This is a genomic window from Nocardia sp. XZ_19_369 (assembly GCF_015355715.1).
Lineage (GTDB): Bacteria > Actinomycetota > Actinomycetes > Mycobacteriales > Mycobacteriaceae > Nocardia.
Genome location: NZ_JACVED010000013.1, coordinates 234,858 through 260,840 on the forward strand (window position 1 = coordinate 234,858; position 25,983 = coordinate 260,840).

Below are 25,983 nucleotides of genomic sequence, written 5' to 3' on the forward strand. Positions count from 1 at the left end.
GAGTGGATGAGGGGAGAGCTCCGGGCCGACGACGGCGCGGCGACGGTCTTCGCGTGTCTCGCGCTCACCGCGCTCATCGCAGCGACGCTGATGATCGGGCAGGTCGGTGTGGTGGTTGTCACGCGACACCGGGCGCAGGCGGCCGCCGACTTGGCGGCGCTGGCGGCAGCCGCGGCATTAGCCGAGGGGGTCGACGCGGGATGCGCTGCGGCGGCAGCGGTGGTGCGGCGGATGGCGGCGCGGATGGAAGAGTGCGAAGTCGCCGAGTGGGATGCGACTGTGATTGTTAACAGGAATGTACCAATGGGTCTGTTAGGAACCCACATGGTGCGCGCTGTCGCACGCGCCGGGCCTGTTGAAAACTGAGAGAAACCTAAGTGTCGACTTGCACCCAGCCGTTGTCGCGAGTAGCGGAAATCGGTAAATAGCCTGGCCAAATAATTTCAGACGGCACAATTGTCCGCAGGGACGCGGATAAAGAAACGAACGAATGCGCATGTGCGCAGGCGACGGTCCGGCAATAGCGCAGTTAACCTGAATACATTCCTCTTTATTCGACCCGGGGAGGCCGGACTGCGGTCCGCCACGTCCGCGTCCGGCTCCCAGGTAGATCGCCCCAGGTCAGGTAGACATTCGATCACATGCGGAGCTCGGCGTTGTCACGAACCGAGCGCGGCGCCGTCACCGGACCGACAGCTCGGCCAGCACCACGGTGAGCAGGCGTGCCGCACCGGCCTTGTCGAGCGGATGGTTCCCGTTCCCGCACTTGGGCGACTGGACGCACGACGGACAGCCCGCGGCGCAGGCGCAGGACTCGATCACGGCGAGGGTCGCCGACAGCCAGCGCTGCAACTGGGCGTACCCGCGCTCGGCGAAGCCCGCCCCACCCGGTTGACCGTCGTAGACGAACACCGTCGGCAGCCCGGTATCCGGATGCTCGGCGATGGAGACCCCGCCGATATCCCACCGATCGCAGGTCGCCACCAGCGGCAACAGCCCGATCGCCGCATGCTCGGCCGCGTGCAGCGCACCGGGCACGTCCGCCGGGTCGATGCCGGCCAGCGCCAACAACTCTGGGCGCACCGTATAAAGCACCGCCCTGGTGGGCAGCGTGTGCTCGGGCATGTCGAGTTCGACCAGGTCGAGCACCTCGCCGGTGACCAGCGTGCGCAGATACCCGACCACCTGACTGGTCACCCTGACCTGCGCCAACGCTGTGGTCACCTGGCCGAACCGTCGCTCCTCGGTCAGCTCGTCGATGGCGATCGAGGTGACCGAGCGGGCGCTGGTGGTCCATCCCGGTTCGGCCGCGTGCACGAACGCGACGCCGCCCTCGAGATCCAGCTCGTCGACGACGAAGGTCTCGCCCTGATGCAGGTGGACGGCGCCCTGATGCAGCGTCGCCGGCGCCCGCCCGGCATCGGCCGTGCCGAGCAATCGCCCGGTCTCGCCGTCGACGATGGCCACCGGCGTACCGATCCCGCCGCGCACATCGACGGCGTCGTGCGGCTGCGTCTCCGCGGTGACGTACCAGCGCCCCCGCTCTTCGGCACCCGTGACCACGCGACGCCTGATCAATCCCTTCTCGGCGAGACCGGCCAGCACTTCCCGCGCGCCGAGCTCGTCCACCTCGGCGTCGGTGAGCGGCAGTTCCAACGCCGCGCACAGCAACTGGGGACCCAGTACATAGGGATTGCGCGGGTCGGTGATGGTGGCCTCGACGGGCTTGTCCAGCAGCGCTTCCGGGTGATGCACGAGGTAGGTATCCAGCGGGTCGTCCCTGGCCACCAGCAGGACCAAGGACCCCTGGGTGCGCCGGCCCGCCCGGCCCGCCTGCTGCCAGAACGAGGCGACGGTGCCGGGAAAACCGCAGATCACCACGGCATCGAGCCCGGCGATATCGACCCCGAGTTCGAGCGCATTGGTGGTGGCCGCGCCGAGCAGCGAACCGTCCGACAACGCCGTCTCCAGCGCGCGCCGATCCTCCGCGAGGTACCCGGCGCGGTACGCGGCGACGCGCTCGGCGAGGTCCGGATCGACCTCGCTCAGCAACCGCCGCGCGTCCATCGCGGTCAGTTCGGCGGCGCGACGGGACCGCACGAAGGTCAGCGTCCGCGCGCCCTCGACCACCAGGTCGGCCATGATCCGGGCGGCCTCCGTGGTGGCCGCTCGGCGCACCGGTGCACCGTTTTCGCCGGTCACGGTGGTGAGCAGCGGCGGCTCCCACAGCGCGACCGTGCGCGGCCCCTGCGGTGACCCGTCCTCGGTGACCGCGACACACGGCGCCCCGATCAACCGGGAGGCGGCGGCTGCGGGCTCCGCCGTGGTGGCCGAGCACAGCACGAACACCGGATCCGCGCCGTAGCGTGCGGCGATCCGCCGCAGCCTGCGCAGCACCAGCGCCACGTGCGAGCCGAAAACGCCCCGGTAGGCATGGCATTCGTCGACCACGATGTAGCGCAGCCTGCGCAGCACCCGCGCCCAGCGCTGATGCGAGCGCAAGATGCCCAGATGCAGCATGTCGGGATTGGTGAAAACCCAGCGTGCGTTCGCCCGCACCCACTGCCTGATCTCGGCAGGAGTATCGCCGTCATAGGTGGCTGGATGAATATCGCGCAGCGGTCCCTCGTGCGTCAGCGCGCCGACGGCCCGTAGCTGATCCGCGCCGAGCGCTTTGGTGGGTGCCAGATAAATGGCAGTGGCGCGCGAGTCTTCGCGCAGCGCGGTCAATACCGGTAGCTGATAACCCATCGACTTGCCGGATGCTGTGCCGGTGCTGACCACCACGTGGGCGCCACCGTGCGCGAGGTCGGCGGTGCGGGTCTGATGGCTCCACGGCGCGTCGACGCCGGTGTCCCGTAATGCCGAGATCACCTCCGGCGATGTCCAATCGGGCCAGGTGGTGAGCTCGGCGGCGCGAGCGGGCAGCTCGACGACGTGGGTCAACCGGGGCTCGTCGGCGGGCACTCCGACTAGGACACGATTCAGCAACGATGTCCCGTAGCTGAGGCCGTTAGGGGGTGCCGTGCGAGCGGTCGAGTTGGTCGGATTCATGCGGCGCGCGCCACGACACGCTCAGAAAGTGTGAAACGTGGACGGTTAGGAACGTCTACCTGCCAATTCGATACCAAATAGCGACCTGGGTCACAGGCTCTTTGCCATACGCGCACTCGGTTATCGGGAGGCAAACGAACCTCAAGTCTGGATTCCGGCATTGTGTCCCTCACCTGCGCATTCGCAAGATCAACTTTTTTGCAAATTGTCGGTAACTCGACTGTTGAATTGCTCGAAGACATGGTTCACTGGTTCCTGGTCGCAAGCTTCTGTGTTCGAGGGTCGGATCCAAAGTCCAAACCGTCAGCAGGATCGATGTTGCGAACGGTGTGCTTGGTGCTTTCCTGCAGGGGGAACCAACAGTACAGCGGTCGGAACGGGCCCGGTGGACGAACCCAGTTGTCCGCCGTTCCGGTAAGAAAAGAGAAGGAACAGAATGGCACAGGGAACTGTGAAGTGGTTCAACGCGGAGAAGGGGTTCGGCTTCATCGCGCCCGAGGACGGCTCCGCTGACGTCTTCGTCCACTACTCCGAAATTCAGGGGTCGGGCTTCCGCACCCTCGAAGAGAACCAGAAGGTCGAGTTCGAGGTCGGCCAGGGCACCAAGGGCCCGCAGGCCACCGGAGTTCGCGCGCTCAGCTGAGCGACGCAATCCAACACACTCGTCCCTCACCGCCGGTCAGCCGGAGGTGGGGGACGAGCTATATCCGGGGCAAAGACACACCCGGCGACTGAGGTCAGGAGCCTGTGAACACGCCGTGGCACAGCCGGGGCCTGAACACAAGGCATACTGAGTCGCAGTGACGCGCGTACGCTCTGTGGTTCAAGTCGCAAGCACTCGGCCACACGTAGCGTCAAGGTATAAACGTGTCTGGTGGCGACGCCCAGCCGTCGTCCCCGCTTGCCCCAGCCGCGCACAGCGCCGAAAAGCGCCCGCGCGGGTCGACAGGAAAGGTGTATTCGCCGGTGGCAACACGAGACCGCGGTGCAGCCGACCAGGGCCGTCCCCTGCGTCGTCTCGTGATCGTCGAGTCCCCAACCAAGGCCCGCAAGATAGCGCCCTATCTAGGCCGTAACTACACGGTCGAGGCTTCGGTCGGACATATCCGGGACCTGCCGCGTGGTGCGGCGGACGTTCCCGCCAAATACAAGGGCGAGTCCTGGGCCCGGCTCGGCGTCGACGTGGACCACGACTTCGAGGCCATCTATGTGGTGAGCCCCGATAAGAAGGCCAAGGTCGCCGAGCTCAAGGCCCTGCTGAAGGACGCCGACGAGCTCTACCTCGCCACCGACCCCGACCGCGAGGGCGAGGCCATCGCCTGGCACCTGCTGGAAACGCTCAAGCCCAAGGTCCCGGTCCGGCGCATGGTGTTCCACGAGATCACCGAGCCCGCCATCCAGGCGGCCGCCGCCGACACCCGCGACCTGGACAACGACCTGGTCGACGCGCAGGAGACCCGCCGCATCCTGGACCGGCTGTACGGCTACGAAGTCAGCCCGGTGCTGTGGAAAAAGGTGATGCCGCGACTGTCGGCGGGACGGGTGCAGTCCGTCGCCACCAGGGTGATCGTCCAGCGCGAGCGCGAGCGGATGGCTTTCCGTTCCGCCGAATACTGGGACATCGCTGCGAAACTCGATGCGGGCCCGGGCGAAGACGGGGACACCAGCAATCCGCGGACCTTCGGGGCGCGGCTGGTCAGTGTCGCCGGTGCGCGCGTCGCGAGCGGTCGTGACTTCGGCTCGGACGGTCAGCTCAAGACCGCCTCCGGTGTCGTCGTGCTGGACGAGGGTTACGCGCGCCGCTTGGCGCAGGCCCTCGACGGCGCCGACCTGGTCGTCTCCTCCGCGGAGGCCAAGCCGTACAGCCGCAAGCCGTACCCGCCGTTCATGACCTCGACGCTGCAACAGGAGGCCGGGCGCAAGCTGCGCTTCAACTCCGAGCGCACGATGCGGGTCGCGCAGCGACTGTACGAAAACGGCTACATCACCTATATGCGTACCGACTCGACCACGCTGTCGGAGTCGGCCATCGCCGCGGCCAGGTCGCAGGCGACCCAGCTGTACGGCGCCGAATACGTGCATCCCACCCCGCGCCAATACACCCGCAAGGTGAAGAACGCGCAGGAAGCACACGAGGCGATCCGCCCGGCCGGCGATACCTTCGCCACCCCCGGCCAGTTGCACGCGCGACTGGACAACGACGAGTTCCGGCTCTACGAGATGATCTGGCAGCGCACGGTCGCCTCGCAGATGGCCGACGCCAGGGGCACCACGCTGACGCTGCGCATCACCGGCGTCGCGACGACCGGCGAGGAATGCGTGTTCTCGGCCTCGGGTCGCACCATCACCTTCGCCGGCTTCCTCAAGGCTTACGTGGAGAGTGTGGACGAGGAGGCGGGCGGTCAATCCGACGACGCCGAGTCCAGGCTGCCCGCGCTGGACGAGGGTCAGGGCGTCACCGCGGTCGAGCTGAATCCCGATGGGCACAGCACGAATCCGCCGGCCAGATACACCGAAGCCTCACTCATCAAGACGCTCGAAGAGCTGGGCATCGGCCGCCCGTCGACGTACGCGTCGATCATCAAGACGATTCTCGACCGCGGCTATGTGTACAAGCGCGGTAGCGCGCTGGTGCCGTCGTGGGTGGCGTTCGCCGTGATCGGGCTGCTGGAAGAACATTTCGGCAGGCTGGTCGATTTCGACTTCACCGCGGGCATGGAGGACGACCTCGATGCCATCGCCGGTGGTCGCGAACAGCGCGGAAGTTGGTTGTCCAGCTTCTATTTCGGCGGCGAGACCGGCGTCGAGGGCTCGGTCGCGCGCTCCGGCGGGCTGAAGAAGATGGTCGGCGAGCGGCTCGACGACATCGACGCGCGAGAGATCAACTCCATCAAGCTGTTTGCCGACGAAGAGGGACGCGACGTCGTCGTCCGGGTCGGCCGGTACGGTCCGTACCTGGAGCGGATGGTCACCAATCCCGATGACCCCGAAGGTGATTCGATCTCGCAGCGGGCCAACCTGCCCGACGATCTGCCGCCGGACGAGCTGACCCGCGAGGTCGCCGAGAAGTTGTTCTCGACCCCGCAGGAGGGGCGCTCGCTGGGCACGGATCCGGCGAGCGGGCACGAAATCGTCGCCAAGGAAGGACGTTTCGGCCCGTACGTCACCGAGGTGCTGCCCGAACCCGCCGCGGCGGAAACGACGGCACCCGCCAAGAAAACGGCGAAGAAGGCGACCGCGCCCAAGCCGCGCACCGGTTCGCTGTTCAAGTCGATGGACTTGGCGACGGTCACCCTCGACGACGCGCTCAAGCTGCTGTCGTTGCCCAGGGTGGTCGGCAAGGACCCGGCCTCCGGCGAGGAGATCACCGCGCAGAACGGTCGCTACGGCCCATATCTGAAGAAGGGCACCGACTCTCGTTCGCTCACCGGCGAGGATCAGATCTTCGACGTGACGCTCGAGGAGGCGCTGAAGATCTACGCCGAGCCGAAGCGGCGCGGCAGGCAGGCCTCCGCCGCGGCACCGCTGCGTGAACTGGGCAACGACTCGGCCTCCGGTCAGCCGATGGTGATCAAGGACGGTCGCTTCGGCCCGTACGTCACCGACGGTGAGACCAACGCGACGCTGCGCAAGGGCGACGAGATCGAGTCGATCACCCCGGAACGGGCGATGGAGTTGCTCGCCGACCGCCGGGCCCGTGGACCGGTGAAGAAGAAGGCGGCGGCCAAGAAGGCGCCTGCGAAGAAGCCCGCTGCCAAGAAGACGGCAGCCAAGAAGGCCACTGCCGCCAAATCGACGACCACCAAGACGGTCGCCAAGAAGACCGCTGCCAAGAAGGCGGCGGCGAAGAAGACCGGCGTCGGTAATTCCTGAGCTCGCGGGTCGTGCCGGGCCGTAACCTACGGTCCGAAGTGCACGACCCGCGAAAGGATTGCCCATGGCCGACCAGGAACGCGAAGAGCTGATCAGCATCCTCGCCGAACAGCGAGAACTGTTCCGTATCACGGTGCGCGGCATCGACGACGAACAGGCACGCAGGCGCACCACCGCCAGCGAACTGACCCTCGGCGGGCTGCTGCACCACCTGATCAGCTGCGAACGCCACTGGATCACCGTGCTCACCGAGCGCGACGAGAACGCCGAGCTCGACGTCTCGCGAATGGCGGGCGAGTACCTGATGGCCGAGGGCGAGACCGTCGACGGCCTGCTCGCCGAATGGGACGGGGTCGCGGCGGCCACAGCGGAGCTGATCCGCACGGTGGACAGCCTGGACATCTCGGTCCCGACCCCGACCGCCCCGTGGTCGCCGGAGCGCGAGTGGTGGACGGTGCGCTACACGCTGCTGCACATCTTTCGCGAGATCTCGCACCACTCCGGGCACGCCGACATCATCCGCGAGGAACTCGACGGCGCGAACACCACCTACTCGCGGATTTCCTGAGCTCTGTGCTCAGCCGGCGCTATTTGCCAAGCACCCTGAGGAATTCACGCATCCAAGCGGGGTGATCGGGCCAGGCGCGGCCGGTGACGATGTTTTCGTCCACATAAGCCTCGCTGTCCACGAACTTGGCCCCGGCTGCCTCGATATCCGGGGCCAAGGCCGGGTAGGCGCTGCACGAGCGACCGACCAAAACCCCTGCGGCAGCGAGGATCAGCGGTCCGTGGCAGAGCGCGGCGATGGGCTTGCCCGCCTCCGCGAAGTGCCGCGCTAGGCGCTGGCAGTCCGGGTTGTTGCGCAGATACTCCGGGGCCCGGCCACCCGGCACGACCAACGCGTCGTAACCGGCCGGGTCGACGTCGGCGAACGCGACGTCGGCAGGCCAACTGTGCCCGAGTTTTTCGGTGTAGGTGTCGAAGCCGTCTACGAAGTCGTGCACCACGAACTGGAGTTTCTTGACGGCGGGGGCCGCGATGTCCACCTCGTGGCCCTCTTCGAGCAGGCGCTGATACGGATACATGACCTCGAGGTCTTCGGCCGCATCGCCGGTGATCAACAGAATTTTCACGGTGATTACACCTCCCTCTCGAGGATCCGCCCGGCCCGCGACAGAAGCAATACCGGTCCGCGCGTCGCACCGAGCCGACCCCGCGATCGGTGTCGGTACGGGCGGCTAGGGTGTACGGCGTGGCAGGTGTCTTCGATCGGTTGGTCGGCCAGGATGCGGTCGAGTCCGCGCTGACGGCCGCCTCGGTCGCGGCTCGCGCCGAGGTGGTGCAGGGCGCGATGACGCACTCGTGGCTGTTCACCGGGCCGCCCGGATCGGGCAGATCCGTTGCGGCACTGTGCTTCGCGGCGGCGCTGCAATGCACCGACCCCGGCTCGCCGGGCTGCGGCCGCTGCCATGCCTGCACCACCACCATGGCCGGCACGCACGGCGACGTGCGCCGGGTGATCCCGGAGGGCCTGAGCATCAGCACCAAGGAGATGCGCGAGATCGTGCAGATCGCCTCGCGCAGGCCCAGCACCGGTCGCTGGCAGGTGGTCGTCATCGAGGACGCCGACCGGTTGACCGAGGCCGCGGGCAACGTGCTGCTGAAGGTGGTCGAGGAGCCGCCGGACCGGACGGTGTTCCTGCTGTGCGCGCCGTCGGTCGACCCCGAGGACATCTCGGTGACCCTGCGCTCCCGCTGCAGGCACGTGCACCTGGTCACGCCGTCGGTGCCCGCCATCGCGCAGGTGCTGCGCGACCGCGACAAACTCGATGAGAAGACCGCGAACTGGGCCGCCTCGATCAGCGGCGGACACGTCGGCCGGGCCCGGCGCCTGGCCACCGACGAAGAAGCGCGGGCCCGCCGCCAGCGGGCGCTGGCCTTGGTCGGCGCCGCCTCGAAGCCCGGCGCCGCCTACGCCGCGGCCGACGAACTGGTCAAGGCCGCCGACGACGAAGCCAAACAGATGAGCGCCACCCGCGACGACCGCGAACGCGAAGAACTCGCCACCGCGATGGGCGCGGGCGGCACCGGTAAAGGTGCCGCAGGCGCCACCCGCGGTTCGGCCGGTGTGCTGAAAGACCTGGAACGACGGCAGAAGTCGCGCGCCACCCGCACCGGCCGCGACTCCCTCGACCGCGCCCTCATCGACGTGGCCGGCGTCTACCGCGACGCCCTCGCCGTCCGCTTCGGCGCCGCCCGCAACGGCTCCGGCGTCGCCCTCACCCACCCCGACATGTCCGACCAGATCCACGACCTGGCCCGCCGCGTCCGCCCCGAGGGCCTGCTGAAATCCATCGACGCCGTCCTGGCCTGCCGCGAAGCCCTCGACCTCAACGTCAAACCCCGCTTCGCCCTGGCCGCCCTGGCCGCCGCCCTGATGGCCGCCCAAACCACCTGACCCCGACCGATCGGCCCCGGTGACCACCCGTTTTCGCGTTCCACCCCCCGAGACGATAGACTCGCCACGCCGAAAGGCACGCCGCCTTAGCTCAGTCGGTAGAGCGCTTCACTCGTAATGAAAAGGTCGCGAGTTCGATTCTCGCAGGCGGCTCCACTAATTCCCTGGTCGACCGAATCGTCGGTCGACCAGGTCAGCGGGGGCAGTGGACTGTGTAGTTCCAGTCGGTGCCGCCCGGGCCGGTGACGCGGACCGAGACGGTTGTTGCGGTGCCTGCGGGGATGTTGATTACGGCGGAGCCGGTGCCTTCGTTGATGTTGTCGCCGATGTAGCCGGTGTTGTGGACTCGGCCGCCCTGGTAGAAGACCTCGATCTGGTCCGGGATGGCGAAGGTCTCGTAGGACAGGACGAACGAGGCGGGGCCGGTACGGCCGAGGTGATGCGCGGTCTCGGTGACGCCTGCGCCACCGGACTTGGTCGACTGATTGCACTGCTGGGTGGGTGGTGCGGCCGGTCCGCTGCCGCTGCCACTCCCACTTCCGCTGCTGCCACTCCCACTTCCGCTGCTTCCTGAGGGAGGTGCTGCGGAAACACCGGCGGCAAGGGCGAGGGTCGCCGCGCCTGCCAATGCTGCTGCCGTCGCACTGCGCACACCAAAATGCCGAATTCCGTTAGTACTCAACGTATTTCCTTCACGAATAGTTGGGGAACGTCCGTTGAACACGATGCCACCGGGAGGGGTTGCCGAATATCCGCTGTTCAGTGGACAGCATCCCGGTGGCGCAGCGGATCCGGGCACCGCAGTGCGCTATATATGCGCCTTTTGCGCACGAAAAGTGTTGGGCCACAACCGATCAGTCGAAGGGCGGGCGGGCATCGGTGACGGTGTACTTCAGCACGGTGTTGTTCTTGATGGCGATGCCGGGGTCCGGCGCGTTGGCGACGGATCGCCAGGCTTCCAGGTTCGCCGCGGTATCCCAGAGTTCGAAGACGTTCACCCGCGCCGGGTCGGCGGGGTCGGCGGTGATGGCGCAGTCGAGGCAACCGGGAGCTGTTCGACAGCGGCGCAGCAAGTCGTGGAAGGCGCTGACGTAGGCGTCGCGCTGGCCGGGGTCGACTTCCGCATAACCGGCGATGATCAACACAGGCGGAACCTCTTCTGCCGAAGGATGATTGCGTGCTCAGCAGTCAGGACGAGGCGCGGCCGGTGATTTCATCGGTGCGGTCGGATGTTGCTCCCGGGTCGGGCGCCGTTGACCGGCCCGGGAGAACAGTTAGGGGATCAGGATCAGCCTGCGGCGGCTGTCCGCAGGGTCGCCTGCTCGGCAACATGCGCGAGTTCGGCGTTGAAGCGCTCGGCGGCCTCGATGTTGCCGAGGTGGCCGGTCGGCCAGCAGTGGTACGCGGCGAGGTGGCCGGTGCGCGCGAGGGTGTCGGCGATTCGGCGGGCCATTCGTTCCGGCAGCAGTCGGTCGTGGCGGCCCGCGATGACCGTGGTGGGCACGGTGAGGTGTGCCGCGCCGTCGGTGACGTCGAGGTCGGCCAGGGCGGCGGCGTGGCGGCCACGGGTCAGTGGGCGGCAGGAGCGGACGATGCCGAGGGCGAAGTTCACCTCGTCGACGGTCGCTCGCTTGTTCATCACCCGGTCCTTCAATACCGCGCTGACCAGCCAGCCGCCGGGCAGCGGGACCGGGGTGGTCAGCACTGTTTCGGAGACGAAGTTCGGCAACCGGACGGGGGCGCCGAGCAGGGTGATCGGCTTGTTCTGCACCGTGAGCTGCTTGTTCAGCAGCGGGAGCAGGTCGGTGTCGTAGCGGATATTGCCCGAGGTGGTGTTGAGCAGGATGGCGGCGGCGGCTCGGCGCCGGACCTGCTCGGGGTAGCGCGCCGCCCACGCCTGCAGGGTGATGCCGCCCATGCTGTGGCCGGCGAGCACGGCGCGCTGACCGGGGCGCAGGGTGGCGTCGAGCACGGCGGACAGGTCGTCGGCGAGGGTGTCCCGGCTGGGCAGCAGGCGGCCGAGCTGGCTCTCGCCGTGGCCGCGCTGGTCGTAGCAGACCACGCGATACCGGTCGGCGAAGGCGTTGATCTGCGGGTTCCAGTACTCGATGCTGCAGCTCCAGCCGTGGATCAGCACGATGACGTCGCCGTCGGCGGGGCCGTAGGCGTGCACCCGCAGGCGGGCGCCGTCCACGGTGGTGACCGGGATGACCTCGAGGGGAGCGGTGGGAGCGTTCAACGACGCGGTCCGGAAGGTACGTGATCGCAGTCCGGCGCGATAAGCGGCGGTCAGGGCGCCATTACGCGCGTCCGCCAAAGTCTTCATCGACTTCACCAGCATCGGGCACTCCTTTGTGTCTGCCGCCACAGTACAGTGCAAGCTGGGTGCTTGCTAGTGCAAGCGCACCGCAACGGATCTTCTGGCTCGAAGGTAGGAATACCCGTAATTCGGTGCAGTGACACTGTCTCTGTTCACAAATAAATCATGGCGAAGCTAGCTCTGCTGACTTCATCGTCTGTCCAGGCTGGTTGCGTTAGTGCGCGAAAGTGGCGATCCAGTAACGGTTTTGCGCACGCGTGGACGAACCACGAAATGTCGTACCCCGGTGCGATGATCGTCGGCGTGGCTTCCGATGAGATCGGCTTCGCAGCACCCATCCCGGTTCTCCGCATGTTCGACGTCGCCAAAGCGTACGAATTCTACTGCGACTACCTGGGTTTCACCGTCGACTGGGAACACCGATTCGGCGACGACTTCCCGTTGTACGCGCAGGTGTCGCGCGGCTCGGCGCAACTGCACCTCAGTGAGCACCATGGTGACGGAACACCCGGGACCGTCGTGTGGATCGCGGTGGACGACATTCACGCGTGGCACACCGAGCTAGCAGGCAAGGAGTACCGCTACGCCAAGCCGGGCTGCCCCGAGGACGGGCCCGGTGGACCCGGTTTCGAGCTGGCCGACCCGTTCGGCAACACCCTGCGCTTCGCCCAGCCCGAATAGCACCCCGGCCATCCGCTGGCGGCGACGGGCGCGCCACAGTTACCGTTGGTGCTGTGGACAGCACGCACGTGGCACCGGAATCGGCGGCGCAGCAGGATCCGGCGCACCCGGCCAAGTCCGGTTGGCGCGGCGTAGGGGTGCCGCTGCTGGTGGCGGGCGTCGGCATCGGGATCGGCGTGCTGCTGCACGTGCGCGACCCGCACGTCGAGGGTTCCTACGGCGTGTGCCCGGTCTACGCGCTGACCGGCTGGTGGTGTCCGGGCTGCGGCGGCATGCGAGCCATCCACAACCTCACCGACGGCCAGGTGCTGGATTCCTTGCACAGCAACCTGCTTGCGATTCCGCTGGTGCTCGCCTTCGTGCTGTGGATAGCCGACTGGAGCCTGCGCGCCTGGCGCGGTCAACGCATGCGCCTGCCCTCGATCGGCTCCGTGACGATGTGGACCTTCTTCGCATTGCTCGCGGTGTACACCGTGCTGCGCAATACGCCGTGGGGAACCTGGCTCGCCCCGGTCTAGACCCATCCGGCGCGCCCGGGCGATTCCCGCGCCGCGAACCGGGCAAGCTGAAACCATGAGTGATTCGTTGAAAGACCGCATCAGGGCCAAGCTATTGCGTCAACTCGCCGAAGACGACGGCCCCGACGCCGAACACGACGACCCCCGCCAGGTCTCGGTCGAATCCGACCTCGAGGCCCTCAACAGCGTCTCCGACGACGACCCCTTGGTGGAGGAACTCGCCTCCCGATACCTGGTGTTCTGACCTACGCCGCCGAGGGCGGCAGTTGCGGCAGCGGCTTCCCGGCCAGCCAGCTGTCCCACAGCGGCCGCAGCGGAATCCGGCTGTAATGCCCGGCCAGATCGGTGAAATCCTCGGTACTCACCGACCCGTGGCGGTAGCGAATCGTCCACTCCCGCACCAGATCGAAGAAGGCCTGGTCGCCCAGTTCCAGGCGCAACGCGTGCAGGGTGAGCGCGCCGCGCTTGTAGACGCGATCGTCGAACATGTGCTGCGGTCCGGGATCACCGACCGCGATGTCCTGCGGCTGCCTGGACAGATTGTGCCTGGCCGCGCGGGCGAGCTGGTCCGCCGTCGGGCCGCCTGCCGCCTCGGACCAGATCCATTCGGCGTAGCAGGCGAAGCCCTCGTGTAGCCAGATGTCGCGCCACTGCCGGATGGTGAGGCTGTTGCCGAACCACTGGTGCGCCAGCTCGTGGGCGACCAGCCGTTCGGCGCCGCGCCTGCCGTCGCAGTGGTTGGCGCCGAAGATGGAGATGCCCTGGGCCTCGATCGGAATCTCCAGGTCGTCGTCGGTGACGACCACGGTGTACGTCTCGAAGGGGTACGGCCCGAACCGCTCGGTGAAGAGCTCCATCATCTGCGGCTGCCGCGCGAAGTCGTGCTCGAAGTTGCCGCGCAGCCGGGGCGGGGCCACCGCGTGCATGGGCACCGAGCTGGGCGGGGAAACGATGCGGTGCTTCTGGTACGGCCCGATCTGAATGGTCGCCAGGTAGGTGGCCATCGGTTCGGCCTGCTCGTAGACCCAGGTGGTCTGGCTGGCCTTGACCTGCTTACGCAGCAGCGTGCCGTTGGCCAGCGCGTAGTACGGACTGTCGGTGGTGATCGAAATCCGGTAGCTGGCTTTGGAACTCGGATGATCGTCGCAGGGGAACCAGGAGGCGGCACCGTTCGGCTGGCTGGCCACCAGCGCGCCCTCGGTGAGTTCCTCCCAGCCGACCGCACCCCACGGTCCGCGCACCGGCTGCGGCACGCCGCCGTACTGGACGACCAGCGAGAGCACACCGCCCGCCGGGATGCGCTGCTGTGGCGTGATCACCAATTTGCCGCGCTGGTGGGCGTATTTGGCGGCCTTGGTGCCGTTGACGAACACCTTGGACACGGCGAGCGCTTGGGACAGATCCAGCGAAAACCTCGGCTGCGCAACGGTGGTCACCGCGGTGATCTCCGCACGGCCCGCCAACCGGTTGCTGGCCACCTTGTAGACGAGGTCCAGCTCGTACCGCGATACCCGGTAGCCCCGATTCCCGTTCTGCGGCAGGTATTCGTCGATGGGCGCCTCGTAGAACTTGCCCGGCATCAGCGGGCCGCCCCCGGGTCGCCTCCGAACCAAGGCGCGATCGGGTTGCCCCACCACCGAGTGGACGGGGGAACAGTGTCGCCGCGCATGACCAGCGAGGCGGGGCCGATGGTCGCGCCCTCGCCGATGGTCGAGGCGGGCAGTGCGACGCAGTGCGGGCCGAGGGTGGCGCCCGCGCCGAGGGTGACCGTGTCCATGGACATGATGCGGTCGTGGAACAGGTGGGTCTGCACGACGCAGCCGCGTTCCACGGTCGCGCCGTCACCGAGTGTCACCAGGTCCGCCTCCGGTAGCCAATAGGACTCGCACCATACCCCGCGGCCGATCCGGGCACCGAGCCCACGAAGCCACAGGTTCAGCACCGGTGTACCCGTCGCGGCGCGCGCGAACCACGGCGCCGCAACGGTTTCCACGAAGGTGTCGGACACCTCGTTGCGCCACACGAACGAACTCCACAGCGGATGTTCTTCGGCGCGAATCCGCCCGACGAGCAACCACTTCGCGGCCACCGAGCTGGCCCCGGCCACCGCGCCCGCGGCCAGCAGCACCAGCCCGCTGAGCAGGGCGGTGGGCAGATGACCGAGGGTGCGGGCGAGCCAGGCGAGGGTGAACAGCACGCCGAGCCCGATCGCGAAGGTCACCAATACCGGGAACAGGCGGCAGGTTTCGACGACGGCGCGGGCGATCCGCAGCTTCGGCGGCGGATCGAAGGTGCGTGCGGTGTCCGAGCTCTCCGGTGCGCGGCGCAGCCGCACCGGCGGACTGCCCAGCCAGGACGAGCCCGCCTTCGACTTGGACGGTGCGGCCGAAAGGACCGCGACCAGGCCATTTTTCGGTACTCGCCGCCCCGGCGCGGTCATGCCCGAGTTGCCGAGGAACGCGCGCTTGCCGACCTTCGCCTCGCCGATGCGCAGCCAGCCGCCGCCGAGTTCGTAGCTGGCGATCATGGTGTCGTCGGCCAGGAACGCGCCGTCGGCGACCGTGGTGAATTTGGGCAGCAGCAGCACCGTCGACGCCTCGACGCCCTTGCCGATGTTCGCGCCCAGCAGCCTTAGCCAGATCGGTGTGAGCAGGCTCGCGTACAGCGGGAACAGGAAGGTGCGCGCCGAATCGAGCAGGCGTTCGGTGGACCACACCTGCCAGCCGGTGCGGCTGCGCACCGGGTGATAGCCCTCGCGCAGCCGGAAGCTGAGCAGCCGCACCGCGATGATGGTGATCGCCGCGTACACGGCGAGGCTGAGCAGCGTCGCTACCGGCAGGATTGCGAAGGCACGGCCCAAACCGCCCGCGAGGGTGCGGGCGTCGCGGATGAACCAGGCGATGAACAGGCCACCGGCGCCGAGGCCGAGGATGGGCACCGCGGCCAGCGCCATCGAGGTGACGCCGAAGATCGCCACCCAGTGCGCCGCGCGGTCGGGCGTGTGCGCGGGCCAGCGATGGTGTGCCTTACCGATTTTCGCGGCGGGCGAGCCCGCCCACTCCTGCTCGGCCTTGACCTTGCCGGACACGGCGGAGCCGGGCGCGACTTCGGCGTTCTTGCCGATCCTGGTGCCGGGCAACAGGATCGATCGCGAGCCGACCACCGCGCCCGCGCCGACGGTCACCGGGCCGATGTGGACCACGTCGCCGTCGATCCAGTAGCCGGACAGGTCGACCTCGGGTTCCACGCTGCACCCGTCGCCCAGTTCGAGCAGGCCGGTCACCGGCGGCAGCGTGTGCAGGTCGACGCCCTTGCCGATCTTGGCGCCGAGCGCCCGCGCGAACGGCACCATCCACGGTGCGCCGGAGAGGTTTTCGGCACCGCTGGCCTCGGACAGGCGTACCGCGGCCCACAGCCGCAGATGCACCGAGCCGCCGCGCGGATGCCGGCCGGGTTCCACCCCACGCAGCAGCAGGCGGGCACCGACCACGCAGATCCCCATCCGGCCAGGCGGGGAGATGAAGAGCAGGAACGCCACCAGCGTCCACCACCAGGACAGCTGCGGCAGCCACGGCAGCGAGCCGGACCAGGCCGCGATATTGCCGACGATGGCCAGCCAGGTGAGCCACTGCAGGCCGGTGAGCGTGGTGAGCGGGATGGTGGCCAGCACCTGGGTCCACTGGGCGCGCCGCGGTGTCGGGCGCACCACGCGTTCCTCGACGGCGACGGCCGGGGTGCTCTGCTCCAGCAGTTCCACCAGCGCGCCGAGGCGCGGGTGGTCGTACAGGTCGGCGACGGTGATCTGGGGATAACGGGCGCGCAGCGCGGTCACCAGCTGGGCCGCGGCCAGCGAGCCGCCGCCGAGGTCGAAGAAGTCGGCGTCGAGGTCGAGCACCTCGCCGCCGAGGATCGAATCCCACAATCCGGCAACCCACTGCGCGGTACCGGTGAGATCGTTGTCGGCCTCGTCGTCGGCGCTGTTGGGCAGCGGCCAGGGCAGCGCGTTGCGGTCTACCTTGCCGGAGGTGCGGGTCGGCAGTTCGTCGACGACCGCGAGCCGCGGCACCAGCGGAGCCGGAAGGTGTTCGGCCAGTTGAGTTCTGGCGGCTTTGAGATCGAAATCAGGCCCCGGGCCGGTGAGGTAGCCGACCAGAATCTTGTTGCCCGCCTTGGTCGTTCGGATAGCGGCGGCGGCACCGGTGACACCGGGCAGGTGCTGCAGCGCGTTGTCGATCTCGCCGAGCTCGATGCGCCGGCCACCGAGCTTGATCTGATCGTCGGCGCGGCCGAGGAAGACCAGGCCCGCGCTGTCGTTGCGGACCAGGTCGCCGCTGCGGTAGGCGCGATCCCAGCCGACCGAGGGCAGCGGCGCGTACTTCTCGGCGTCCTTCGCGGGATCGAGGTAGCGGGCCAGGCCGACGCCGCCGATCACCAGTTCGCCGGATTCGCCCTCGCCCACCGGGTTTCCGGCCGCGTCGATCACCACGAGATCCCAGCCGTCGAGCGGGAGCCCGATCCGGATGGGCCACTCGCCGTCGAGCAGCGCGGCGCAGGCGACCACCGTGGCCTCGGTGGGGCCGTAGGTATTCCAGACCTCGCGCTCCGTATCACCGTTGCCGGCAAGGCGTTCCGCGAGTTCCGGCGGCACCGCCTCGCCGCCGAAGATCAACAGCCGGACCGCGTCCAGCGCCTCGGCGGGCCAGGTCGCGGCCAGCGTCGGCACGGTGGAGACGATGCTGATCTCCCGGCGCACCAGCCACGGGCCGAGATCGGCGCCGGTGCGGACCAGGTCGCGCGGGGCGGGGACGAGGCAGGCGCCGTTGCGCCAGGCCAGCCACATCTCCTCGCAGGAGGCGTCGAAGGCGACTGAGAGTCCGGCGAGCACCCGGTCGCCGGGGCCGATCGGGGCGTCCGGCAGGAAGAGCCTGGCTTCGGCGTCCACGAACGCGGCGGCGTTGCGATGGGTCACCGCAACACCTTTCGGCGTTCCGGTGGACCCGGAGGTGAAGATGATCCAGGCGTCGTCGGCGGGGGTGGGCAGGGTGCTCGTGGCGGCGTCGGCCGGATTGTCCGCTGCCGCACGGATTCCCGCCGGCGTCGTCTCGATTCCCGCCGCGGTGACGATCGCGGTGACCTGCGCCTCGCCGAAGACCAGCTGGGCGCGCTCGTCCGGGTCGTCGGCGTCGACCGGCACATAGGCGGCGCCCGCGTACAGGACGGCGAGGATGGTGAGGTAGAGCTCGCGCGAGCCGGACGGCATCCGCACGCCGACCCGGTCGCCCGGGCGCACACCGGCCGTGGCGAGGCGGGCCATCGTCTTCTCGATCTCCACCACGAGTTCGAGATAGGTGAGCACCGTGTCGCCGTCATCGATGGCGGGTGCGTCGGGATGGGTCAGCGCGGTAGCGGTCAGGATGTCGACGAGGGTGCGGGCCGGTGGCGTGTGCGCGGTCCGTAGGAGCGGGTGTACCGTCGCGTCAACCTGTGGCTGGAGCATGACGCCCTGCCCACCTCCCATTCGACCTGCCTCGCACTTCCCTGGTGTTGTTGTGTCATAGCTGGGTTACCAATGGGCAAACACCATGGTGACCAGTTGTCCACGGTACTCGGGGTTGTCGACGTTTGTTGTTCACCGCCGAGGTTGCCGCGCTGGCGGTCGCGGGCGAGGTCGTTGCAGGTCGTGGCGATTTCCGTCGGACGCGCCGAAGCAACGCCTGGTGGGCGGGTTACCGGGTGGGTTCGCCGGGCGGTCGCTGGGTCGCCCAGCGCGCGCCGCTGTGATTCCCCTCATCCCGCTGGTGATCTTGCAGCTCAGCGCGTTTCGCGCTGGATCGGTCAGGCTGCGGAGGCGGCGGTGCCGATGCCGAGGGTGGTGAGAATGGCGGCGCTGGCCTGTTCGAGCCGCTCCCGGATCTTCGGGCGGCGCAGCAGCGCGACCGCGCGGGAGGCGACCAAGGCCAGGAGCACCATCTCTACCGCGGCGATCACCGATTCGATGGCACCGAGGGCGAGGGTGTTGACGAAGGTGACCTCGGTGAGGAACTGGGGCAGCACCGCGAGATAGAACAGGCCGACCTTCGGGTTGAACATGCAGGAGACGACACCCGCGGTGAACGCCGAGCGAACCGATGTCCGGGTGCCCGCTGAGTTGTCCGCCAGACCACCGACGCCATCGGCTTCGCGCGCCGCCCTGCGCTGCCGCCGTTGGTCGAGCAACGCGCGAATTCCCAAGTACATCAAGTAGATTCCGCCGATCACCTTCAACGCGCGGTACGCGGTCGCCGACTGCTCCAGCAGCGCCGCGACGCCGGCCGCGACCACCACTGCCCACAAGATCCCGCCGAGTGCCGACCCGATCGCCGCGGCGATCCCCGGTCGCGCGTCCACCAGCGAAAACCGCAGCACCAGGAACGAGTCCGGGCCGGGAGTGAGCGACAGCAGAACGCACAGGCCGATAAAGCTCAGCAGCAGGGAGAGCGACATCCAATGATGTGACCCCAATGCCGCCGAACACGCAACGCATTTCCGCCGCCGCGCCCACCCGGCCGTTGGTCTTGACAGCTCGGGTTCTCGTCTGCCAATCTCGGGTCAGGTCATGAGTACCAGCGTTCAGCCCCGGCTTGCTGGTCGGCAACCCTCCTCCGCGGTGGGGTGCTCCGGGTGACGACCAGGCCGACGCCCGACCGGGTGCGGCAAGCGCGGACTCGACGAATCACCTGATTGCGGGTCCCGGAGCCGATGGGATTTTCGTGATGACTGCTGTGGTAACCCAGAACTGTGCCCCCCTTGCCCGGGTTTCCGGCGACGATCTCCAGGTGCCGCTCGTCCAGGGCGGGACGACCACATATGCCAACTTCGACTACGCCGCCAGCGCACCCGCATTGGCGCAGGTGACCGATCGGGTGCAGCAGCTGCTGCCGTTCTACGCGAGCGTGCACCGCGGTGCGGGCTACGCCTCGCGGATCTCCACCGAGTGCTACGAGGCGGCCCGCGGGTCGGTCACCCGATTCCTCGACGCGGCCGACGACCAGGTGGTGGTGTTCACCCGCAACACCACCGACTCGCTGAACCTGCTCGCGTCCTGCGTGCCCGGTGACACCGTGGTGCTCGACATCGAGCATCACGCGAACTTCCTGCCCTGGACCAAGCACGGCCGCCGCGTCGTGCAGGCCGGGGCCACCGTCGAGGAGACCATCGGCAGGCTCGTCGCCGAGCTGTGCAGCAAGCCCGCCGCGCTGCTCGCGGTGACCGGCGCGTCCAACGTCACCGGCGAGGTGCTGCCGCTGGAGCGGCTGGCCACCATCGCCCACCAGTGCGGCGCCCGCATCCTCGTCGATGCCGCCCAGCTCGCGCCGCATCGGCGAATCAGCTTGCGCGACACCGGCATCGACTACCTCGCCTTCTCCGGCCACAAGCTGTACGCCCCGTTCGGCGCGGGCGTGCTCGTCGGCCGCCGCGACTGGCTCGACAACGCCGAGCCGTACCTCGCCGGTGGTGGCGCGGTCCGTGAGGTCACCACCGCAGGCACCGAATGGGCGCAGGCCCCGCAGCGCCACGAGGGTGGTTCGCCCAACGTGCTCGGCGCCGCCGCCCTCGCCGCCGCCTGTGACGCGCTGTGTGAGATCGATGCGGAAACCCTCGCCGCCCACGAACACCACCTCGCCGACCGGCTGCGCGACGGCCTCGCCGCGATCCCCGGCGTCAACCTGCTGCGCATCTGGGCCGACGCCCCCGACACCGTCGGCATCGTCGCCTTCACCCTGGACGGTTTCGTCCCCGGCCACGTCGCCGCTTATCTCTCCGCCGAACACGGTATCGGCGTCCGCGACGGCCGCTTCTGCGCGCACCCGCTGCTCGCCCGCCTCGACCTCGACGGTGCGCTCCGCGCCAGCATCGGCCTGGGCACCACGACGGCGCACGTCGACCGTCTCATCGAAGCCGTGGCCACGCTCGTCCATCTAGGGCCGAGCTGGAACTACGCCACCACCAACAACCTCTGGAACCCCACTCCGGAGACCCGCCCCTTCACGTCCCAGGCCCCGACCGGCGCCGCTCCCTGCCTCACCGGGTAGTCATTGCAAAGGTGGCCGCCCGGCACTACGCCGGACGGCCATGGTCGAAAACGTCGCTCAGTCGCCGAGTTTGGTCGGCCGGTGGTAGCGGCCGTTGTAGTAGAGCAGGGGAGCGGCAGCCGGGGTTTCGTTGGTGTTGTCGTGCACCCGGGTCACCAGACCCACGACCAGGGTGTGGTCACCCAGCGGGATGAGCTGGTGGATGGTCGCGCGCAGCCAGATGGGGGTGCCGTGCAGGACCGGTTCGCCCGTGTCGAGGGTGGTCCAGAGGGAGCGGTCGCTGAAGCGGTCCTCGGCGGTGCGGGCGAAACGCTGGGCCAGGTGGTGCTGGTGTTCGCCGAGGAAATGGATGACGACCGAGTCGGCGTCGAGCAGGGCGGCCAGGCTCGACGAGGTATGCGCGATATTGAAGGAGACGAGCGGCGGTGCCAGCGACAGGGAGGCGAAAGAAGTCGCGGTGAAACCGATCGGGCCCTTCGGTGAGTTCAGTGTGACGACGGTGACGCCCGCCGGATAATGGCGCATCGATGCGCGGAATTGCTCGGCAGTAATCCCGCTCAGATCATCAGGGATCTGGAAATCCGTGGCGGGCCGTTCAGCTTCGGTCACCTATACGAACCTACGCTGTCCCGCCTCCCCGGGGATTCAGGCCAGATCCAGGGGTGTAATCAGTCGACGTCGATCGGTAGACCGGCGGTTATCCGGACCAGCTCGTGGAAAGAGGTGCGGAACACCGTGTTCGGGTGGCCGCCCGCGGCCCAGACCTCGCGGTGGTTCGAGAGGGCGGTGTCCACCCAGGTGGGCAGGTTGGTGGGGTGGCCCACCGGGGCTACGCCGCCGATCGGCTGGCCGGTGACCTGGCGGATCATGTCGGCGGGGGCGTGAGTCAGGGTGCCCTCCAGGCGTTTTCCGGTGGACTCGAGGTCCACCTCGTGCGCGCCGGAAACCAGGAGCAGCACCGGATCCTCGTCCAGCAGGAAGACCAGGGAGCTGGTGATGGCGCCCACGTCGACGCCGAGCGTGCGCGCGGCATCCGCAACGGTGGGGGTGGGGGCCGGCTGGGTCACGATGACACCGTGATGGCCTCGGGCGATGAGGGTGTCCGCGACTCGGCAGGCGATCGGTGGCAATGTCGACCTGCGCATGCCACCAGAGTAGAGCGATTGCGGGCGGTGCGCCGGGCTACTCGGCGAATGCGTCAGTATTCCGGATAGCCCTCGCTCGGCCCGAGCATCCGGGTGATGCGCGCCTGCGTGATCTGCGCGAGCTCGGCCATGCTGCCGCCCGAGACCTGTTCGTGCACAACTGCTTCGAGTGCCCGATCCAGATCGTCCTGGGACAGCGCGAGCAACTCGACATCGGCCATGGCCAGCAGCGCGTCCCTGTTCGGATACGGCCTGGCATCGGCGAGGGTGGCGGCCCAGGTGACGTTGCAGCAGCAGGCGAACAGCGCGTGTATCGCACGGGCACGCGAGATTTGGTTGAACCGCTCGAGGCCGATTCCTTGATGCATCAGCATGATGGCCTCCGAATCCAGAATCGAGGTTTGCTGACGAGCTTTAATGATCCGTCCGGCGACGAACGGGGAACCAGTGCGCCGCACCAATTTTGCGCAGTTTTTACAGAGTCTTCTGCCGCGCGGGCGCCGCGAACGGCGCTCGCAAAACTCGCGCTGTGGTGGCTGGGTCGGGATGGCGTGGCGCGGCACTGGTAGATGCCCATTTCCGGGATGCGAAGCACTAGGTTCCACTCTCCTCGATACGCTGTACAAATGACTGACTGGCAGGCTTTCACCGTTGAAACGAAGGACCACGTCGCGCAGGTGACGTTGACGGGTCCCGGCAAGGGCAATGCGATGGGCCCGGATTTCTGGCGGGAGCTGCCGGAGATCTTCCAGGCGCTCGACGCCGACCCCGAGGTGCGCGCGATCGTGCTCACCGGTTCGGGCAAGCATTTCTCCTACGGCCTCGACCTGCCCGCGATGAGCGGCATGTTCGGCCCGCTGATGGCGGAACGGGCGCTGGCCGCGCCGCGCACCGAGTTCCTGGTGGAGCTGCGCAAGATGCAGGGCGCGGTGACGGCGGTGGCGGACTGCCGCAAGCCGGTGATCGCGGCCATCTCCGGCTGGTGCATCGGCGGCGGCCTGGACCTGATCGCCGCCGTGGATATCCGCTACGCGAGCGCGGACGCGAAGTTCAGCCTGCGCGAGGCGAAGGTCGCCATCGTCGCCGACATCGGTTCGCTGCAGCGGCTGCCGGGCATCATCGGCGAGGGTCAGCTGCGCGAGCTCGCCTACACCGGCAAGGACATCGACGCGGCGCGGGCGGAGAAGATCGGCCTGGTCAACGAGGTATTCGCGGATCAGGCCGCGGCACTGGACGCCGCACACGCCACGGCACGCGAGATCGCGGTGAACCCGCCGCTGGTGGTGCAGGGTGTGAAGGACGTGCTGGATCAGCGGCGCAAGGACGAGGTGGCCGCCGGGCTGCGCTATGTGTCCGCGTGGAACTCCGCGTTCCTGCCGTCGCAGGACCTCACCGAGGCGATCAAGGCGGTGTTCGAGAAGCGGGCACCGGAGTTCAAGGGCGAGTAAAGCGCCGTATATCGCTTGCCCCAGTGGGAGGGTCGTCCGCATACTTGCATTGCGCAACTAATTGATTGATGCAAGCAAGGATGAGGTGTGGACGACCGGACGATCGACACGATCGCGATGCAACTCACCCGATTGCAGCGAATTCGCGACCGCACCGCGGCCCAGCTGAGCACGTGGACCAAGGATGGACTGGACCCGGCCGCCTTCGGCGCGCTGATCCGGTTGTGCTGTGACGGACCGATGCGATCGGGCGCGCTGGCCGGCGCGCTGCACTCGGATGCCTCGACGGTCAGCCGTCAGGTCGCCCAGCTCGTCGGCAGGAAGTTGGTCGAGCGGCAGGCCGACCCGGCGGACGGCAGAGCCACCGTGCTCGTCGTCACCGACCGTGGTCGGGCCGTCGCCGAAGAGATCCGCAGGCGGCGCAACGAGAACCTGACCCGGGTGATGGCCGGATGGACGCCACAGTCCAGGGCCGACTTCGCCGGACTGCTCGAACAGTTCGTGGACGACTTCGAGCGCACCAGGCCCGACATGATCGCCGCGATGCGCCGCAACTGGGACGAGACCTTTACTGGGACGGAGAACGAGACGTGACAACGGCTGAGAAGGTGGAATCGCCGCCCGAGTTCACCCATCGCCAGATCCTGGTGATCCTGAGTGGCTTGATGCTCGGGATGCTGCTGGCCGCGCTCGACCAGACGATCGTGTCCACCGCGATCCGCACCATCGCCGACGACCTCAATGGCTACTCGATGCAGGCGTGGGCGACCACCGCCTATCTGATCACCGCGACGCTGGCGACCCCGCTGTACGGCAAGTTGTCCGACATGTTCGGCCGCAAGCAGTTCTTCATGCTCGCGATCGCGATTTTCATCGTCGGCTCGCTGCTGTGCACGATGTCGCAGTCGATGTACCAGCTCGCGGCCTTCCGTGCGGTGCAGGGCGTCGGCGCGGGCGGGCTGATGTCGCTGGCGCTGACCATCCTCGGCGACATCGTCGGGCCACGCGAACGCGCCAAGTACCAGGGGTACTTCCTGGCCGTGTTCGGTACCTCCAGCGTGATCGGCCCGGTGCTCGGCGGGGTGCTCGCCGGACAGGAGACGATCCTCGGGGTGAGCGGCTGGCGCTGGGTGTTCCTGGTGAACGTGCCGATCGGCCTGATCGCGCTCGCGGTGGTGTACCGGGTGCTGAAGCTGCCGAAGCGACCGCACTCCACCGATCGGGTGGACTGGTGGGGCGTGCTCGCGCTGGCGATCGGTCTCGTCCCGCTGCTCATCGTCGCCGAGCAGGGCCGCGAATGGGGTTGGGGCAGTGGGCGTGCCATCGCCTGCTACGTGATCGGGGTGGCCGGCATCATCGGGTTCGTCTTCGTGGAGAAGGCGCTGCGCGACGCCGCGCTGATCCCGCTGCGCATCTTCAAGAACCGGACTTTCGCACTGGGCGTGGTGATCTCGTTCGTGGTCGGCGCGGGCATGTTCGGCGGTATCTCGCTGCTGCCGCAGTACCTGCAGGTGGTGCGCGGGGCGAGCCCGACGCTGGCGGGCCTGCAGATGCTGCCGATGGTGCTCGGCCTGATGACCGGTTCGGTGGTGTCGGGTCAGCTGATCTCGCGGACCGGCCGCTACCGCACCTTCACCATCATCGGCGCGACCATGCTGACGCTCGGTCTGTTCCTGCTGCACTTCCTGACCGCCGACAGCCCGCTGTGGCTGGCGATGATCTTCATGGCGTGCACCGGATTCGGGCTCGGCAACCTGATGCAGCCGCTCACCCTGGCGCTGCAGAACGCGTTGCCGCCCAAGGACATGGGCGTGTCCACCGCGGCCGCGACCTTCTTCCGGCAGATCGGCGGCACGCTCGGTGTCGCGGTGTTCCTGTCCATCCTGTTCGCCCAGCTGACGCCGAACATCTCCGACGAGATGCGCAGTGCCGCTGCGGATCCGCAGTTCCAGCAAGCGGTGGTGGAGGGTGCGCGCAGCAGCAACCCGGTCGATGCGGCGTTGGCGAAAGGCTTGCTGGCGCAAGATACTTCGGCCGCAGGACAGGTGCTGAAGGACAGCTCGATCATTCAGCAGCTGAGCCCGGAGCTGGCCCGGCCGTTCAAGGTCGGCTTCGCGGACTCCATGTCGATGGTGTTCCTGTCGGCCACCGGTGTCGCGTTGATCGCGTTGATTCTCGTGCTGTTCTGGCGGGAGGTGCCGCTGCGGATGGTCGGCGGGCTGCAGGCGGCGCGGGCCGAGGCCGAGGAGGCCGAGGAGTCGGTACTCGCGACCGAGTCGCGCGTGGTCGATCAGGCGGGGCTGGTGCTCGGCGGTGGTGGCGCGGTGGGTCCGCGCGACGGCAGTGATCCGGGCGATCGTGGCGCGGGCAGACCAGCGGGCGGGTCCGGATCGGAATGAGCGAAGCCGTGCCCG

The 25,983-nt window shown here is 68.1% G+C and carries 23 protein-coding genes, 1 tRNA gene and 1 riboswitch; of the genes, 13 read left to right on the forward strand and 11 right to left on the reverse strand.

What is annotated here, in order from left to right:
- Window positions 1-6: 6 nt before the first annotated feature.
- Window positions 7-366, forward strand: a complete 360-nt coding sequence (locus tag IBX18_RS38715) for an Rv3654c family TadE-like protein (protein ID WP_194838370.1) — start codon at window positions 7-9, stop codon at window positions 364-366.
- Window positions 367-681: 315 nt separating this feature from the next.
- On the opposite strand, the gene IBX18_RS38720 is transcribed toward IBX18_RS38715, so the two are convergent.
- The gene (locus IBX18_RS38720; protein WP_194838371.1) at window positions 682-3,054 is read right to left on the reverse strand and encodes a DEAD/DEAH box helicase; all 2,373 of its coding nucleotides are present in this window, start codon (window positions 3,052-3,054) and stop codon (window positions 682-684) included.
- Window positions 3,055-3,490: 436 nt separating this feature from the next.
- Between IBX18_RS38720 and IBX18_RS38725 the strand changes: the two genes are divergently transcribed.
- From IBX18_RS38725 to IBX18_RS38735, 3 genes are all read left to right on the forward strand, one after another.
- Entirely contained in the window at window positions 3,491-3,697 is a 207-nt protein-coding gene (locus tag IBX18_RS38725; RefSeq protein ID WP_011206895.1) for a cold-shock protein, read from the forward strand.
- Window positions 3,698-4,020: 323 nt separating this feature from the next.
- Window positions 4,021-6,927, forward strand: a complete 2,907-nt coding sequence (gene topA / locus IBX18_RS38730; protein WP_194838372.1) for a type I DNA topoisomerase — start codon at window positions 4,021-4,023, stop codon at window positions 6,925-6,927.
- Window positions 6,928-6,991: 64 nt separating this feature from the next.
- Entirely contained in the window at window positions 6,992-7,495 is a 504-nt protein-coding gene (locus IBX18_RS38735; RefSeq protein ID WP_194838373.1) for a DUF664 domain-containing protein, read from the forward strand.
- Between the two features lie 19 nt (window positions 7,496-7,514).
- On the opposite strand, the gene IBX18_RS38740 is transcribed toward IBX18_RS38735, so the two are convergent.
- Window positions 7,515-8,060: a DJ-1/PfpI family protein gene (locus IBX18_RS38740; protein WP_222595013.1), complete on the reverse strand. Its 546-nt coding sequence runs from the start codon at window positions 8,058-8,060 to the stop codon at window positions 7,515-7,517.
- 119 nt (window positions 8,061-8,179) lie between these two features.
- Between IBX18_RS38740 and IBX18_RS38745 the strand changes: the two genes are divergently transcribed.
- Together IBX18_RS38745 and IBX18_RS38750 are read left to right on the forward strand one after the other, a co-directional pair.
- Window positions 8,180-9,385, forward strand: coding sequence for a DNA polymerase III subunit delta' (locus tag IBX18_RS38745; protein WP_107659953.1), 1,206 nt, complete (start codon window positions 8,180-8,182; stop codon window positions 9,383-9,385).
- Window positions 9,386-9,465: 80 nt separating this feature from the next.
- Window positions 9,466-9,541 (forward strand) — tRNA-Thr (locus IBX18_RS38750).
- A gap of 37 nt (window positions 9,542-9,578) precedes the next feature.
- On the opposite strand, the gene IBX18_RS38755 is transcribed toward IBX18_RS38750, so the two are convergent.
- The 3 genes from IBX18_RS38755 to IBX18_RS38765 all read right to left on the reverse strand — a co-directional run bounded on the left by IBX18_RS38755 (window position 9,579) and on the right by IBX18_RS38765 (window position 11,726).
- Window positions 9,579-10,067, reverse strand: a complete 489-nt coding sequence (locus tag IBX18_RS38755; RefSeq protein ID WP_228542437.1) for a hypothetical protein — start codon at window positions 10,065-10,067, stop codon at window positions 9,579-9,581.
- A gap of 172 nt (window positions 10,068-10,239) precedes the next feature.
- The gene (locus tag IBX18_RS38760) at window positions 10,240-10,530 is read right to left on the reverse strand and encodes an antibiotic biosynthesis monooxygenase family protein (RefSeq protein WP_194838374.1); all 291 of its coding nucleotides are present in this window, start codon (window positions 10,528-10,530) and stop codon (window positions 10,240-10,242) included.
- Between the two features lie 143 nt (window positions 10,531-10,673).
- Window positions 10,674-11,726, reverse strand: coding sequence for an alpha/beta fold hydrolase (locus IBX18_RS38765; RefSeq protein WP_194838375.1), 1,053 nt, complete (start codon window positions 11,724-11,726; stop codon window positions 10,674-10,676).
- Between the two features lie 252 nt (window positions 11,727-11,978).
- Between IBX18_RS38765 and IBX18_RS38770 the strand changes: the two genes are divergently transcribed.
- From IBX18_RS38770 to IBX18_RS38780, 3 genes are read left to right on the forward strand one after another with little or no spacing between them, the layout of a single operon-like run.
- A complete protein-coding gene (locus tag IBX18_RS38770) occupies window positions 11,979-12,386 on the forward strand; it encodes a glyoxalase superfamily protein (RefSeq protein WP_228542438.1) in 408 nt (135 codons plus the stop codon).
- A 53-nt stretch (window positions 12,387-12,439) separates the two neighbouring features.
- Complete coding sequence (locus IBX18_RS42620) at window positions 12,440-12,904, forward strand: DUF2752 domain-containing protein (protein ID WP_194838376.1); 465 nt, start codon at window positions 12,440-12,442, stop codon at window positions 12,902-12,904.
- A 55-nt stretch (window positions 12,905-12,959) separates the two neighbouring features.
- Window positions 12,960-13,148 carry a hypothetical protein gene (locus tag IBX18_RS38780; RefSeq protein WP_194838377.1) on the forward strand — a complete coding sequence of 63 codons (189 nt, stop codon included), beginning with the start codon at window positions 12,960-12,962 and terminating at the stop codon, window positions 13,146-13,148.
- A gap of 1 nt (window position 13,149) precedes the next feature.
- Here the strand turns inward: IBX18_RS38780 and IBX18_RS38785 are convergent, their stop codons facing one another.
- From IBX18_RS38785 to IBX18_RS38795, 3 genes are all read right to left on the reverse strand, one after another.
- Window positions 13,150-14,484: a M1 family metallopeptidase gene (locus IBX18_RS38785; protein ID WP_194838378.1), complete on the reverse strand. Its 1,335-nt coding sequence runs from the start codon at window positions 14,482-14,484 to the stop codon at window positions 13,150-13,152.
- Window positions 14,484-18,401: a Pls/PosA family non-ribosomal peptide synthetase gene (locus IBX18_RS38790; protein ID WP_194838379.1), complete on the reverse strand. Its 3,918-nt coding sequence runs from the start codon at window positions 18,399-18,401 to the stop codon at window positions 14,484-14,486. Before IBX18_RS38790 ends, IBX18_RS38785 begins: the two co-directional genes overlap by 1 nt.
- Window positions 18,402-18,739: 338 nt before the next feature.
- The gene (locus IBX18_RS38795; protein WP_194838380.1) at window positions 18,740-19,387 is read right to left on the reverse strand and encodes a LysE family translocator; all 648 of its coding nucleotides are present in this window, start codon (window positions 19,385-19,387) and stop codon (window positions 18,740-18,742) included.
- Between the two features lie 108 nt (window positions 19,388-19,495).
- Window positions 19,496-19,609: riboswitch (SAM riboswitch) on the forward strand.
- Between the two features lie 47 nt (window positions 19,610-19,656).
- Here IBX18_RS38795 and IBX18_RS38800 point away from each other — a divergent pair.
- Window positions 19,657-20,976 (forward strand): aminotransferase class V-fold PLP-dependent enzyme, encoded by a 1,320-nt coding sequence (locus IBX18_RS38800; protein ID WP_194838381.1) that lies wholly within the window; start codon window positions 19,657-19,659, stop codon window positions 20,974-20,976.
- A 57-nt stretch (window positions 20,977-21,033) separates the two neighbouring features.
- On the opposite strand, the gene IBX18_RS38805 is transcribed toward IBX18_RS38800, so the two are convergent.
- From IBX18_RS38805 to IBX18_RS38815, 3 genes are read right to left on the reverse strand one after another with little or no spacing between them, the layout of a single operon-like run.
- Window positions 21,034-21,585: a flavin reductase family protein gene (locus IBX18_RS38805; RefSeq protein ID WP_135234466.1), complete on the reverse strand. Its 552-nt coding sequence runs from the start codon at window positions 21,583-21,585 to the stop codon at window positions 21,034-21,036.
- 59 nt (window positions 21,586-21,644) lie between these two features.
- Window positions 21,645-22,121, reverse strand: coding sequence for a YbaK/EbsC family protein (locus IBX18_RS38810; protein ID WP_107653807.1), 477 nt, complete (start codon window positions 22,119-22,121; stop codon window positions 21,645-21,647).
- Between the two features lie 53 nt (window positions 22,122-22,174).
- Complete coding sequence (locus tag IBX18_RS38815; protein ID WP_147129503.1) at window positions 22,175-22,495, reverse strand: 2-oxo-4-hydroxy-4-carboxy-5-ureidoimidazoline decarboxylase; 321 nt, start codon at window positions 22,493-22,495, stop codon at window positions 22,175-22,177.
- Window positions 22,496-22,747: 252 nt separating this feature from the next.
- Between IBX18_RS38815 and IBX18_RS38820 the strand changes: the two genes are divergently transcribed.
- The 3 genes from IBX18_RS38820 to IBX18_RS38830 all read left to right on the forward strand — a co-directional run bounded on the left by IBX18_RS38820 (window position 22,748) and on the right by IBX18_RS38830 (window position 25,968).
- Entirely contained in the window at window positions 22,748-23,569 is an 822-nt protein-coding gene (locus tag IBX18_RS38820; RefSeq protein ID WP_194838382.1) for a crotonase/enoyl-CoA hydratase family protein, read from the forward strand.
- An 87-nt stretch (window positions 23,570-23,656) separates the two neighbouring features.
- A complete protein-coding gene (locus tag IBX18_RS38825; RefSeq protein WP_306796593.1) occupies window positions 23,657-24,163 on the forward strand; it encodes a MarR family transcriptional regulator in 507 nt (168 codons plus the stop codon).
- Window positions 24,160-25,968, forward strand: a complete 1,809-nt coding sequence (locus tag IBX18_RS38830; RefSeq protein ID WP_306796594.1) for an MDR family MFS transporter — start codon at window positions 24,160-24,162, stop codon at window positions 25,966-25,968. Before IBX18_RS38825 ends, IBX18_RS38830 begins: the two co-directional genes overlap by 4 nt.
- Window positions 25,969-25,983: the final 15 nt, after the last annotated feature.